General features: G+C 65.3%; 13 protein-coding genes. 8 read left to right on the forward strand and 5 right to left on the reverse strand.

Going from position 1 to position 12,353, the window contains the following annotated elements; all coding sequences use genetic code 11:
- The first annotated feature begins 127 nt into the window (after nucleotides 1-127).
- From QNN98_RS12085 to QNN98_RS12110, 6 genes are all read left to right on the forward strand, one after another.
- On the forward strand, nucleotides 128-1,558 hold the full coding sequence (locus tag QNN98_RS12085; RefSeq protein ID WP_227914288.1) for an APC family permease: 1,431 nt from the start codon (nucleotides 128-130) through the stop codon (nucleotides 1,556-1,558).
- 4 nt (nucleotides 1,559-1,562) lie between these two features.
- Nucleotides 1,563-2,507, forward strand: coding sequence for an acetamidase/formamidase family protein (locus QNN98_RS12090; protein ID WP_283997399.1), 945 nt, complete (start codon nucleotides 1,563-1,565; stop codon nucleotides 2,505-2,507).
- A 166-nt stretch (nucleotides 2,508-2,673) separates the two neighbouring features.
- Nucleotides 2,674-4,110: a serine/threonine-protein kinase gene (locus QNN98_RS12095; RefSeq protein ID WP_283997401.1), complete on the forward strand. Its 1,437-nt coding sequence runs from the start codon at nucleotides 2,674-2,676 to the stop codon at nucleotides 4,108-4,110.
- Between the two features lie 119 nt (nucleotides 4,111-4,229).
- Entirely contained in the window at nucleotides 4,230-4,628 is a 399-nt protein-coding gene (locus QNN98_RS12100; protein WP_227914285.1) for a YchJ family protein, read from the forward strand.
- Nucleotides 4,629-4,782: 154 nt separating this feature from the next.
- Nucleotides 4,783-5,838 (forward strand): zinc-dependent alcohol dehydrogenase family protein, encoded by a 1,056-nt coding sequence (locus QNN98_RS12105; protein WP_283997403.1) that lies wholly within the window; start codon nucleotides 4,783-4,785, stop codon nucleotides 5,836-5,838.
- Between the two features lie 152 nt (nucleotides 5,839-5,990).
- Complete coding sequence (locus tag QNN98_RS12110) at nucleotides 5,991-7,019, forward strand: zinc-binding dehydrogenase (protein WP_227926889.1); 1,029 nt, start codon at nucleotides 5,991-5,993, stop codon at nucleotides 7,017-7,019.
- A 103-nt stretch (nucleotides 7,020-7,122) separates the two neighbouring features.
- Here the strand turns inward: QNN98_RS12110 and QNN98_RS12115 are convergent, their stop codons facing one another.
- Both QNN98_RS12115 and QNN98_RS12120 read right to left on the reverse strand, forming a co-directional pair.
- Complete coding sequence (locus QNN98_RS12115) at nucleotides 7,123-7,773, reverse strand: NADPH-dependent F420 reductase (RefSeq protein WP_227914390.1); 651 nt, start codon at nucleotides 7,771-7,773, stop codon at nucleotides 7,123-7,125.
- A 96-nt stretch (nucleotides 7,774-7,869) separates the two neighbouring features.
- On the reverse strand, nucleotides 7,870-8,592 hold the full coding sequence (locus QNN98_RS12120) for an AAA family ATPase (protein WP_283997405.1): 723 nt from the start codon (nucleotides 8,590-8,592) through the stop codon (nucleotides 7,870-7,872).
- A 482-nt stretch (nucleotides 8,593-9,074) separates the two neighbouring features.
- On the opposite strand from QNN98_RS12120, the gene QNN98_RS12125 reads away from it, so the two are divergent.
- A complete protein-coding gene (locus QNN98_RS12125; RefSeq protein ID WP_283997407.1) occupies nucleotides 9,075-9,467 on the forward strand; it encodes a hypothetical protein in 393 nt (130 codons plus the stop codon).
- On the opposite strand, the gene QNN98_RS12130 is transcribed toward QNN98_RS12125, so the two are convergent.
- Both QNN98_RS12130 and QNN98_RS16480 read right to left on the reverse strand, forming a co-directional pair.
- Entirely contained in the window at nucleotides 9,457-9,996 is a 540-nt protein-coding gene (locus QNN98_RS12130) for a DUF3592 domain-containing protein (protein WP_283997409.1), read from the reverse strand. The genes QNN98_RS12125 and QNN98_RS12130 overlap by 11 nt on opposite strands.
- A gap of 105 nt (nucleotides 9,997-10,101) precedes the next feature.
- The gene (locus QNN98_RS16480) at nucleotides 10,102-10,713 is read right to left on the reverse strand and encodes a hypothetical protein (RefSeq protein WP_331461527.1); all 612 of its coding nucleotides are present in this window, start codon (nucleotides 10,711-10,713) and stop codon (nucleotides 10,102-10,104) included.
- A gap of 237 nt (nucleotides 10,714-10,950) precedes the next feature.
- Between QNN98_RS16480 and QNN98_RS12140 the strand changes: the two genes are divergently transcribed.
- Nucleotides 10,951-11,847: a phosphodiesterase gene (locus QNN98_RS12140; RefSeq protein ID WP_227914274.1), complete on the forward strand. Its 897-nt coding sequence runs from the start codon at nucleotides 10,951-10,953 to the stop codon at nucleotides 11,845-11,847.
- 4 nt (nucleotides 11,848-11,851) lie between these two features.
- On the opposite strand, the gene QNN98_RS12145 is transcribed toward QNN98_RS12140, so the two are convergent.
- Nucleotides 11,852-12,277: a pyridoxamine 5'-phosphate oxidase family protein gene (locus QNN98_RS12145; RefSeq protein WP_227914273.1), complete on the reverse strand. Its 426-nt coding sequence runs from the start codon at nucleotides 12,275-12,277 to the stop codon at nucleotides 11,852-11,854.
- Between the last annotated feature and the right edge of the window lie 76 nt (nucleotides 12,278-12,353).

Raw genomic sequence — 12,353 nt, forward strand, 5'->3', positions numbered from 1 at the left:
ATCCTAATGGGCTGATTGGTCTTGTCTCGATACCTTTCCTCGGCAATGATGATTTTCGCCGGACCCGACCGCCGCTATTTCGGTCGGGCTCCCCGCCGGCCCCCACCGAGTCCGAAAGTCCGATGCAATGAACCGTTCTGCACCCTCTCCGGAGCGCGATGCCCAGCAGGAGCTAGAGTCCCTGGGTTACAAGCAGGAGCTCCGCCGTTCCATTTCCACGGCCGACCTTCTCATTTACGGCCTGATTTTTATGCTCCCCATCGCGCCGTGGGCCATTTTCGGCACGGTCTACAATGCGTCCGGCGGCATGGTCCCGCTCGTTTACCTCATCGGACTCATTGCGATGATCTTCACGGCACTGGCCTACGCGCAGATGGCGAAGTCGATCCCGCTGGCCGGCTCGGTCTTCTCCTACGTGGGCCGCGGAATCCACCCCACCGCCGGGTTCTTCGCGGGGTGGGCCATCCTGCTTGATTACCTGCTGGTACCCACTCTGCTCTACGTTTTTGCGGCCGAATCAATGGTCGGCATCTTCCCGGACACCCCCCGCTGGATCTGGGCAGTGGTGTTCGTCCTCATCAATACCGCCATCAATCTTGCCGGTGTCAGCTCGATCAAGCTGATGAACCGGGTCTTCCTGGCTGTTGAACTCCTGTTCATCGTCATTTTCGTGGTCATTGCGGTCACGGCACTGAACGGCGGAACGGTCCCCGGAGCGGAACTCACGTGGGCCCCAATGTGGAATCCGGAAACTGTGTCGGGCCCGCTGATTGCCTCAGCCCTGTCGATTGCCGTGCTCAGTTTCCTCGGGTTTGACGGCATCTCCACCATGGCGGAAGAGTCCACCGGCAGCCGCAACAGCGCGGGCAAGGCCATGATCGCGGCGCTGATCATCGTGGCGTCCTGCTTCATCCTGCAGACCTGGCTGGCCAGCGCACTGGCCGGCGGCCGGGAGACCTTCGGGGATGACGAAGCCGGAAACGCCTTCTTCACCATTGTCGAGGCCGCCGCAAACAGCGGATGGGCTACCGCCTTCCTCGCCGTCAACGTGGTGGGGGTGGGCATCGCTAACGCCATGGCTGCCCAGGCAGCCACGTCCCGGCTCCTCTACTCGATGAGCCGCGACCGTCAGCTGCCGGCCATGTTGAGCCGCATTAACTCGCGGCAGGTGCCGCAGAACGCCATCCTGCTCGTCTCGGGTATCTCAGCAGTCCTGGTCCTGTTCTTCGTAGGCCAGATCGACCTTATTTCTTCGCTGGTGAACTTCGGGGCATTGTTCGGCTTTATGCTCCTGCATCTGGCGGTGATCGTGTTTTACCTCATCCGGAAGAAGTCCCGTAACTTCCTGCTGCACCTGGCCGTACCCGTGGTTGGTTTCCTCATCATCGGCTACGTATTGGTCAACGCGAACATCGAAGCCAAGGTCGGCGGGCTTGTGTGGCTCCTCATCGGCGCCGGCGTGTTCCTCTATTACCGCGCCACGGGCCGGAAAACCGAAATTTCCAGCGACGACGACTCCGTACCCGCGGCAACCGCTCCGGGCACGGGAAAGGCATAAACCCATGGACCACTTTCTGGATAAGACACACGGCCGGTTCGGGTTTTCCGCCTCCGGCAGCCCGGCGCTGAAAATCACTCCGGGCACCGGCGAGACTATCGGATTCGAGACCAGCGACGAGGTGTATGCCCAGCTCCATGAATTCCATGACATGGAGAAACTGACGGTGGGGATCAACCCCGTCACCGGGCCCGTCTATGTGGAGGGCGCCCGGCCCGGCGATGCCCTGGCCGTCACCATCCACGACATCCGCTTGAAGGACCGCGGCTGGTCGGTCAGCCTGCCGGGCTCAGGAGCCCTGCAGTACGTGATGGGCGAGGAGATGTTCACCCGGCGTGTCCCGATCGATGACGACGGGGTGCACGTCACGGACCGGCACACCTTCGCGCCGCTGCCCATGATCGGCTGCATTGGCACGGCACCGGCGGAGGGCAGCAATTCCACCATCATGCCCTCCACCCCGCAGGGCGGAAACATGGATTTGGTGCAGTGCCGGCCGGGGTCGACGGTCTACCTCCCCGTGATGGTGGAGGGTGCCTACCTGTCCATCGGTGATATCCACGCCATCATGGCCGAAGGGGAGTCCTCCTTCGTGGCGATTGAGGCGGAAGGTATCGCCGTCGTGAGTGTGGACGTGGTCCGGGACCTGAACCTGCGTGCTCCCCGGGTGGAGACCGCCGATGAATGGATCTTCGTGGGACTCGGCGATCCGGTGCAGGAGAGCATTAGGCGCGGCTATGAGGATATGTTCCACTTCCTGGTCTCTGACCACGGATGGGACCGCGGCGATGCGTATGCCGTCATGAGCGCCGTGGGCCATTCCCAGCTGGGCGGCCCCACCGGTTCCGCTGAACCGGATCCGCTGCACCCCTTCTCCGCGGTCGGTGCTGTCACCATCCACCGCCTCCCGAAGTCCGTCCTGGCCGGTCCCGCCGCCGGGACGACCTGATCGGGACTCCGCTGGCCCGCCGCCGCTTCATTGGTGGCGGGCCAGTTTAGCGCAGCAACCGGGGTTGCACGAGGGGTAAAACTGAGTAGAAAAAAAGTCGCTACGGGCCATCTACGCCGTGAATCTGCTCCGCTACGCTATATGGAGGGCGAGAGAAGGTTGCAGCATGGAAACCAATGCAACGGGTGGCCTGGGCAGGCTCATTGCAGGCAGATACCGACTCATCGAACCTATCGGCCACGGCGGCATGGCCACCGTCTACCGGGGCCTGGACGAAGCGCTCGGCCGCGACATTGCGGTGAAGCTCTTCCGGGCCAGCGCCGTCGCTGCAGATGACGTCGGCCGCCAGGACAACGAGATGCGGCTGCTCGCCTCCTTATCCCACCCGGGGCTTGTGACCCTGTTCGACGCCGGTAAGGACGACGCCGGGCGTGATGACGGTGAAGCCGGCGAGCCGCGCACTTATCTGGTGATGGAACTGGTGGAGGGTTCGGACCTGCGCAAGCGGTTGCGGGAAACCGATATCCGCCACCAAGACGTCGGCTACATCGGCTCCGAACTTGCCGGTGCGCTGGCCTACATCCACAGCCGGGGCGTGGTGCACCGCGACGTCAAACCGGCTAACGTCCTGCTTCCGCCGGCCATCCCCGGGACCGCGCTGCGGGCCAAGCTAACCGATTTCGGTATTGCCCGGATTATCGACGGCGCCCGCATCACCGCGGCCGGGGCCACCCTGGGAACTGCGAACTACCTGAGCCCGGAACAGGCATCCGGCGTAGCGGCCGAGGCTCCCAGCGATATTTACTCGCTGGGCCTGGTCCTGCTGGAATGCGTCACCGGCCGGGTGGAATTCAGCGGCAGCGCCATTGAATCCGCCGTCGCCCGCCTGAGCCGGGATCCGGAGGTTCCCGCGTCCCTGGACAGTCACTGGCGGGGACTGCTGGCTGCCATGACCACCCGGGACCCGGACCTGCGGCCAACGGCGGCGGAAGTCTCCGCGGCACTGCTGGATCACCGCTGGGCGGAAGGGACGGCGCGGACGCAGTCCGAGCGCTCCGGCCCGTCGCCCATTTCCGAAGAACTTTGGAACGGTCCCGCTACCGTCGAGGCCCGCACATTCCCACCCGGGCGCAGCGCCGAGGCCCTGCCGGCATCCGGCGGTCCAGTGTCCGGTCCCGGTCCCGTGCCCGGTCCCGCCCCCGCAGCCCGGCAGCGATCGACTCCGGCATCGGAGGCCGTATCGTCCGACCCGGTACCGGCCTTGGACCAGGCTCCGGGCTCCGATCGGGTACCGGCAGCCGCCGCGGGGGAACAGCACCCCTCCGCGCCGCTGCCTGTGACCTCTCCGCCCGCCGTGCCGCCAACTGTCGGTATCCCAGCTGCCCCCGCAGTGTCCGCGGTTCGGATGCCGCAGGTACAGGTGATGGCGGACCAACGGCCGTCAGCCGCAGCCCGGGCACTGCTTGCCGTTGTCGTGATGGCGGTCTTGACCGCAGCGGTGGTCCTGATGCTCGGGCGCGTGGGTGCCCTGCCGGACGGCGGAACCATTCCCGGTGAGATCGGCCAGAACCTGCAGCGGCTGCAGGACGCCTTCGGCCGCTAGGGCGCAGTCGCCGGGCGCCCGCACCCCCCGCCGGCGTATCCCCGCAGCGCCCCCGCCGTCGTATCCCCGCCGTCGTATCCCCGCCGTCGTATCCCCGCCGTCCGCGCGATACTGGAGGGGTGAGTATCCATACACCCGTCACCGCCGAATCCCGCTGCCCCTGCCTGAGCGGCGAAACCTATGGAAACTGCTGCGGCCGCTTCCACTCCGGCTCCGCAACCGCCCCCACCGCCGAAGCCCTGATGCGTTCGCGCTACAGTGCCTTCGCCGTCGGCAACGTGCCCTACCTGCTGGCGACTTGGCACCCGGACCACCGTCCGGCCCATCTGGAACTGGACCCGGAGCTGGAATGGCGGCGCCTGGACATCCTTGCGGTTTCCGGCGGCGGGCCCCTGGACTCCGAGGGCACCGTGGAGTTTGCGGCGCACTACCGGCAGGCCGGAGAACGCGGCACGCAGCAGGAGCTCAGCCGCTTTGTCCGCGAGGGCGGGCAATGGCTGTATGTTGACGGCGTATAGCTCCCCGCTTCTTCCACCCCCGCCCACGCAGGACCTACGCTGGAAGACATCCGACGGCGGTCTGCCGCACGGCAGGCACGCTCCGGGAAGCTCCCGAAGTGCAGGCGCATTCCAGGCACTGCACAGGGTCGGATGAGCGGCAGGCGAGGACATTATGAAAGCACTCGTTTACGAAGGCCCCGGGCAGAAGTCCTGGAAGGACGTTCCCGATCCGCAGATCCAGGAGACGCGGGACGCAATTGTCAAGATTGATACCACCACCATCTGCGGCACCGACCTGCACATCCTCAAGGGCGATGTACCGGCCGTGACGCCCGGCCGGATTCTGGGCCATGAAGGGGTGGGAACGGTTACTGAAATTGGCAGCGGCGTCACCAACTTCAAGGTGGGGGACAAAGTCATCCTCTCCTGCGTGTCCGCTGACGGTTCCTGTTCCTTCTGCCGCGACGGCCTGTATTCGCACTGCCTGGGCGAGGAAGGCTCCGTCGGGATCGGTTGGATCTTTGGTCACCTAATCGACGGCACCCAGGCCGAATACGTGCGGGCCCCGTATGCGGACACCTCGCTCTACCACCTGCCGGAGAATGTCTCCCAGGAGCATGGGGTGCTGCTCAGCGACATTTTCCCCACCGGCTTCGAAATGGGGGTGCAATACGGGCAGACCAAACCCGGTGATGTGGTGGCTGTGGTGGGGGCCGGGCCGGTGGGCCTGGCGGTCATATCCACTGCCCGGCTCTACGGGGCGGCCAAGGTCATTGCGGTGGACCTGGACGCCAACCGGGTGGAGCAGGCCCGTAAGTTCGGCGCTACGCACGGGGTCAACTCGGGGGACGCGGATTGGCGCGAGCAGGTCATGGCCCAAACGGACGGCTGGGGCGTGGACGTTGCCGTGGAGGCCGTGGGCATCCCCACCACGTTCGAGATGTGCACCAACATTGTCCGGCCCGGCGGGAACGTGGCCAACGTGGGTGTGCACGGGAAACCGGTCAGCCTGGACCTGGAACGGCTGTGGATCGAGAACATCGACATCAGCATGGGCCTGGTGAACACCAACACCTTGCCTATGCTGCTGAAACTGGTGGCCGAGGGGAAACTGCCGGCTGAGGAATTCATCAGCCACCGGTATCCGCTGCACGACATCATGCAGGCGTATGACACCTTCTCCCGGGCTGCGGAGACGGGCGCTCTGAAAGTGATCCTGCAGGCGTAGCCGGGCCTTCCACGGAAGGCAGCGGAAAACGGGCGGGCGGTGGCCGGACAGACTACCGCCCGTCCGCCTTTTTGCGCATTTGTTACGCGGGCAGATAATGGGAACCGCGGCGTGCATCTGCCGCCGCAGTTTCCGCGTAAAAGAGGTTTTCCATGTCCAACGGCACTTCTACCGGCACCATGATTGCCGGACGTCTCAATGTTGAAACGGGCACTTTCGCCATGCAGGAAGTTCCGATCCCGGAGCCCGGCCCCGGTTTTGTCCGCATCAAGGTGGGGGCGGCCGGCGTCTGCCTCTCCGACGTCCACCTGATCCAGGGCCTGCTGCGTCCGCAGTTCCTCAAGGGCAGCGAAGTGACGCTCGGGCATGAGGTGGCCGGCACGGTGGACCTGCCCGGTGCGGGCGTCGCGTCCGTGGCGCCTGGTGACCGCGTAGTGGTTCAGGCCGGCTACGAATATAACGGCGTCACGCTCACCATGGGCGTGGATTACGACGGCGGCTGGGCCGAGTACCTGGTTGTTCCCGCCGGCGTGCTGGTTCCGCTGGGCGATGACATCCCCTTCGACCAGGCCTCGATCATTCCCGATGCCGTCTCCACCCCCTGGGGCGCCATTGCCTCCACGGCAGATGTCCGCGCCGGTGAAGCCGTGGGTGTGTGGGGCATCGGCGGGCTCGGCGCCCACGGCGTCCAGTTGCTGCGCCTGGTTGGCGCGGCGCCCATCATTGCCGTTGATCCCCTTCCCGAGGCCCGGGAACGCGCCCTGGAATTCGGTGCGGACATCGCCCTGGACCCCATGGCGGAAGACTTCGCCGAGTCCATGAAGGCCGCCACGGGCGGCAAGGGCCTGGATGTAGCCCTGGACTTCGCCGGCGTGGATGCCGTGCGCGCCCAGGCCATCAACTGCCTGGGCCGGGACGGACGCCTGGTGCTGGTGGGCCTGTCCGGCAAGCCGATGACCATCAATGACAGCACCGGGTTCTCCTATGCCCGCAAGCAGGTCCGCGGCCACTACGGCTCCGAGGCGCACCACGTCCCGCAGCTGGTGTCCCTGGCCCGCCTTGGCCGGCTGGACTTTGCCAAGTCCGTCAGCGGCCGCATTCCGCTGGCCGACGCCGAGAAGGCCGTTCAGGCCCTCGACGCCAAGGAAGGCAACCCGATCCGCCTGGTGCTGATCCCGTAGCCGTTCTTTAAAGAAGGAAGCCTCCCGCCGGTACCGGCGGGAGGCTTCCTTGTTATCCGGGCCGGGCTGGCCGGCAGGGGGTGCCGGGGCGCGTCCGTCTGTGTTAGGGCATATCCGCGTAGCGGACGGCCTCGGCCAGCGCCTTTTCCAAGCCCGGGACGTCCAGCGCCGCAACGTAGGCCGGGGTGTCCCGCTGCCAGCGCCAGCCTTCGGACAGCGGGCCGGCGTTGACGACGTCGAAACCGAACTCGTTGATCAGCGAGGTGACCAGCTTCTTGGACTGGGCGTCGTTGCCGGCAATGGGCAGCGCGCGGCGGTTGGGCGTTCCGGGCAACGTCCCCTGGCTGGTGAGGTGGTCCGCAGTGATGTTGTTGAAGGCCTTGACCACGTGTGAATCGGGCAGGTGGTTCTGCAGCAGTTCGCTGGTGGTGGTGGACTCGTTGTCCAGCTCGGCGATGTTCCCGTCCCGCTGCGGGTAGTAGTTCATGGTGTCGATAACCGTCTTGCCGCGCAGCTCCTCCACGGGCACGTCCGGGTAGCTCTTCAGCGGGATGGTGACCACCACAAGTTCGCCGGCGGCAGCGGCTTCGGCCGGCGTGGCCGCGCGGGCATGGTCACCCAGTTCCATAAGGAGCGGTTGCAGCTTTTCGGGGCCGCTCGCGTTGCTCAGGACGACGTCGTAACCCTGCTTGACCGCCAAGCGCGCCAACTGCGAACCGATGTTCCCGCTGCCGATGAAGCCGATGGTCCGAATCCGAGGGGTGCTCTCCAATGTGCTCATGAACACTTCAACGGCCGGATCCGCGAAATATTCCAAGGCAGCGGGGGAGGGCGGCCTGCCCGGGCCGGATCACAGCCGGCGCAGGTACCGTTCCGGGGCGTCCAGGAAACTCTTCCAGCCACTGACCAGGTCCAGGTCCTCCCAGTCCTTCTCCCGGTATCCCCACGGCCCCAGCTCCAGGATCCGGGCGCCCGGAAGTGCCGCGAGCACAGGCGAGTGGGTTGAGAGCAGCACTTGGGAGCGTCCATCGGCAACCAGGTCCTTGAGGATGCCCAGCAGGGCCAGGCATCCAGAGAAGGAGAGCGCAGACTCGGGCTCGTCGAGAACCCACAGGCCGGGACCCCGGAACCGGTCCACGGCCAGTGAGAGGAATGATTCCCCGTGGGAGAGGGAATGGAACTCAACATCTGCCTGCGATGTGGAGGGATTCTGCTCCTGATAGGTGAAAAGGCCGTGCATGGTTTCGGCCCGCAGGAAATAACCGCGTTTGGTGCCGCCGGGGTCGCGCACCAGCTGCAGATGCCCGCTGAGGGCGGACTCCGTGGGCCTGCTGGTGTGCATGGCACCGGTAGACCCGCCTTCCGGGGACAGGCCGTAGGCCAGGGCAATGGCTTCAACCAGCGTGGATTTCCCGCTGCCGTTGTCACCGACCAGCACGGTGGCCGCGGCCAGGTCCAATCCCGACTGCAGCAACTGGGCCACCGGCGGCAGCGTGGCCGGCCAGGTCTTCCGGTCCAGTGGCTCCAACGGCTGTTCCCGGACCTGCCGGATGGGATAGCGGTCGCTGAGCATATCCAAATTCTGCCACTACGCTTGCCCGCTCCCGCTGCGTTCCTTACTTTGCCCCTCATGTCTTGGAGACGGAAACAGGGATGGCTGGTGCCCGCAGTGCTGGTTGCCGCTGCGGTGGTTGGTTACCTTGTGGGCCTGCTCATCCGCCAGTGGGACGCGGACAGCAGTCCGTGGACGGTAGCTGGACAAGTGACTGCCGCAGCCTTGGTTGCCATGGCGGCCGTCCGGAGAAACATCCGCCAGGTCCAGTTACTGAAAGCTGATCCGCAGGGGTATGTGCAGGACCGCCGGCTTGCGGAGGACAACCGGTTGCTGCCGGGATGGCTGTTGGCCGGCAACCTCCTGATCGCGGGGATGTTTGTAGCTGTGCTCCTCCTGAAACCCCAACAGGGGGACGGATACGCGCTTGAGGGCATTTTGCTGCTGGCCGAAGTGGTGCTCTGGGGTGTCCTCCTCAGGGCTGGCTGGCCGTACGGCGGGAAGTGGAAAGCACAGGCCGCCACAGCACGGCGACCGGCCGCGGCCGGGTGGCCCGGAGCCGGGTACTGCTGGACCGGCCGTACTCCGAAGCCCGCCAGCTTCTGGAGCTGGCGCTCGCCGACCACCGCGTGTACCGGCTGCTGGCCGAAACCGGCCGGACCCTATGGTTGGGGACCGGGCAGAAGAACACAATCACGCTGATCCTGCAGGTGGAGCTGGTTTCCACCGGGCAGGGGACCGAACTGCACGCGGTGTCCTTTCCCCTGGACCGGTTCGCCAGCAATACGGCCGGGCGCGGGGGACATGCGCTGGTGGTGCTGCTGGACGCCGTGGCGGACCGCGCAGCGGGGTTGCCCGGACCGCCCGTCCGCCATTCGCCGCCGGCTACCGGGTGAGCGCGCTGTTGTGGTCCGCGGCAGGGGGAAGAGGCATCTTCTTTATTCGCCAAAGACTGATGCCCATCATGATGGCGCCTGCCCCCACGATGCCGCCGGCTACCGCGGAGCCGTCCAGCATTGTGGTATCCCAGCCGAGGATCACTGCCTTCGCAGGATCTTCTGGATCGTAATAGACGGTTTGCTCGGAATCCTCGAGCGTAGGTTCGAAGCCGGCTGTTTTCATCCGGTGGGAACCTTCCACGGTCCATTCCCCGCCCTCGGCTTTATAGGTCACCGTCACGTGTTCATGCCGACCGTTTTTGCTGCGGCTCTCCCTGATATCGGTGACGGTTCCCTGCACCTTGGTACCGGTGTCGATCAGGTGCTGGTCGGTATAACCGTCGACGAGACTGCTGATACCCAGGGGCGTCCCCACCAGCACAAACAGGAAGCCTCCGACGAGGAGCCCCGCAGGGTTGTATTGCCGTTTTCGCCGGTCGTCCGCCGTATTTGGCAGTGAATGTTTGCCGACATACTTTTGCGTCATCTGTTCCCCCCAGGATTGATGACACTAACGTACCGCCAATCCGGCGGTGATCCTGGCCATGAGAGGCCATGCCGGTGTTGTGAAAACGGCTACTTCGAAAACGGGCTACTTCTTGCCGGCGTGATCCTTGGCTGCCTTACCTGTCTTACCTGTCTTACCTGCCTTGGCTGCCTTGCCTGCCTTGGCCACGGCCTTGGCGGTCACGCCCGCCTTGGCAGCCTTTTTCGCAGCCTTCGCGGCCTTGCTGGCGCCCTGGGCTCCGGCAATCACGGCGGCCCCCTTTACCGGAGTGGGAACCTTGACGGTCTTGACCTTGGGCTTCTTGCGGTCCAGGACCAGGGCTGCGGCAATGCCGGCCATCCAGATGTCCTTGGCCAAGGCCGTTCCGTCGGCTGTGGGACGGATGCCGTCTTCTCCCGTCATTCCGGGGGTCTTGAGGTACATCCGGACCATGCCGCCGGAGAATGCGCCCAGAACCAAGCCGGCCAGTCGGCTGGGGACAAACGGGAGGAGGAGGGTGAGTCCCACGCAGATCTCGGCGTTGCTCAGCAGCTTGCCGAACTTCACCGGCTCCATGTCCTCCACTTGCGGAAAGGCGTTGGCCGCCATGTGCTGCAGTCCTGCAGCGCTTTCGGCGTCCAGCCCGCGTTTGCTCAGGCCGGAATTAAGGATGTACGCGCCGGTGACGAGCCGCAGGGGAATATGGCTGAGTTTCATGGGAGTCCCTTCACAGAACGGTCACAGAACGGTCACAGAACGGTCACAGAACGGTGCAAACCTGCATCGAGCCTACGGCCGCCTCCGTCCGGGCGCCAGAGCAGCCGGGCGAAGAACAACCAACTCGGCCCGGAGTAAAAGGACGCGAAACACGCCCGAGGTGCTTACCCCCCGGTCGCCATGTCTGCTTTTATGGAGGAGATACGCCGCAGCAAGCTGCCGACACAGAAGGTTCTGATGGATTTCCTCCGGGCTGAGCATCCCCGCCCCCGCCATTTCATCCTCCATCTCAGTGACACGCATCTGCTGGCCGGGGAGCGCCGGCTCTACGGAGCCGTGGACAGCCTCACCAATCTGAAAAGGCTCTTTGCACGGCTTGAGGAAAGCGGCCAGCAGCCTGAAGCAATCGTTTTCACCGGAGACCTGGCCGACCGAGGCGAGGCGGGAGCCTATGCCCGGCTGCGCGACGTCGTCGTCCCGGCTGCCGAACGCATGGGTGCCCGGGTCATTTGGGCCATGGGCAACCACGATGACCGGGCGGCCTTCCGGCAGGTTCTGTTGAACGGAGCCCCGGAGATGACCCCGGTGGATCAGGTGCACCACCTGGACGGACTGCGGGTCATCACCCTGGACACTTCCGTGCCCGGCTACCACCACGGGGAGCTGACGGCGGAGCAACTGGCCTGGCTGCGCCGGGAACTGCATACCCCCGCGCCGGACGGCACCATTTTGGCCATGCACCACCCACCGGTGCCCAGCGTGCAGGACCTGTCCGTGCTGGTGGAGCTGCGCAACCAGCAGGAGCTGGCCGCGGTAATCGCCGGCAGCGACGTACGCGCCGTGATCGCAGGACACCTGCACTACTCGACCTTCAGCACCTTCGCCGGGATCCCGGTGTCCGTGGCTTCGGCCACCTGTTACGCGCAGGACCTGGTGACGCCGGGAACGCGCGGCCAGGATGCCGGGCAGTCCTTCAACATGGTGCACCTGTACGAGGACTCGGTGGTCCATTCCGTGGTGCCGCTGGAGCAGGCCGGCACGGTGGGGGAGCAGGTGGGCCCGCAGGAGACGGCGGACCGGCTGGCGGCCGCCGGCGTACGGATCCCGGACGCCCGCACGCTGGCTTCGGCGTAGGGGATCAGCCCCGGTCCGGCTCCGGGCCCAGGTTGAAGAACCGGCCGGTCACGGAGATCGGAGTGATTTCCACATAACGGTATTTCTCCGTGCGCACCCAGGGCTGCAGCGGCAGCTGATCCGCGGCAGTGATCTCTTCGGAAGTTTCCAGTTCCCGGATGGTTCCCCTGACGACGACGGACCAGGCCTGGTCGCTGGTGATGCCGTCCGCTTCCAGCGCCACACGGGAATTCACCGTAAGTTCGGCGAGCTTGGTGCCCGGAGCCGTGCGGATGGTGATCACGCCGTCGTGCGCGAAGTAGTTGATCGGGAAAATGTCGGGCTCGTTGAGCACGCTCAGGGCCAACCGGCCGTGCTGCGTGTGCTCAAGGTACTTCCAACTCTGCTCGGGACTGAGTTCAACAACCGGGGGCCGCTCTTCACTAGTCATGAGCACAGTGTGCCAATCCCGGCCCTCCCGCCGCTACTATCAGGCTGCTTATCAACTTGACTCAGGCTCCGGTTTT

It is taken from the genome of Arthrobacter sp. zg-Y1143 (assembly GCF_030125565.1).
In the GTDB taxonomy this organism is placed as follows: Bacteria; Actinomycetota; Actinomycetes; order Actinomycetales; family Micrococcaceae; genus Arthrobacter_B.

What these genes read in the sequence shown, in the direction of transcription:
- QNN98_RS12085 (WP_227914288.1), top strand. Translation starts at nt 128, where the DNA reads ATGAACCGTTCTGCACCCTCTCCGGAGCGCGATGCCCAGCAGGAGCTA.
- QNN98_RS12090 (WP_283997399.1), top strand. Translation starts at nt 1,563, where the DNA reads ATGGACCACTTTCTGGATAAGACACACGGCCGGTTCGGGTTTTCCGCC.
- QNN98_RS12095 (WP_283997401.1), top strand. Translation starts at nt 2,674, where the DNA reads ATGGAAACCAATGCAACGGGTGGCCTGGGCAGGCTCATTGCAGGCAGA.
- QNN98_RS12105 (WP_283997403.1), top strand. Translation starts at nt 4,783, where the DNA reads ATGAAAGCACTCGTTTACGAAGGCCCCGGGCAGAAGTCCTGGAAGGAC.
- QNN98_RS12110 (WP_227926889.1), top strand. Translation starts at nt 5,991, where the DNA reads ATGTCCAACGGCACTTCTACCGGCACCATGATTGCCGGACGTCTCAAT.
- QNN98_RS12120 (WP_283997405.1), bottom strand. Translation starts at nt 8,592, where the DNA reads ATGCTCAGCGACCGCTATCCCATCCGGCAGGTCCGGGAACAGCCGTTG.
- QNN98_RS12130 (WP_283997409.1), bottom strand. Translation starts at nt 9,996, where the DNA reads ATGACGCAAAAGTATGTCGGCAAACATTCACTGCCAAATACGGCGGAC.
- QNN98_RS16480 (WP_331461527.1), bottom strand. Translation starts at nt 10,713, where the DNA reads ATGAAACTCAGCCATATTCCCCTGCGGCTCGTCACCGGCGCGTACATC.
- QNN98_RS12140 (WP_227914274.1), top strand. Translation starts at nt 10,951, where the DNA reads ATGGATTTCCTCCGGGCTGAGCATCCCCGCCCCCGCCATTTCATCCTC.
- QNN98_RS12145 (WP_227914273.1), bottom strand. Translation starts at nt 12,277, where the DNA reads ATGACTAGTGAAGAGCGGCCCCCGGTTGTTGAACTCAGTCCCGAGCAG.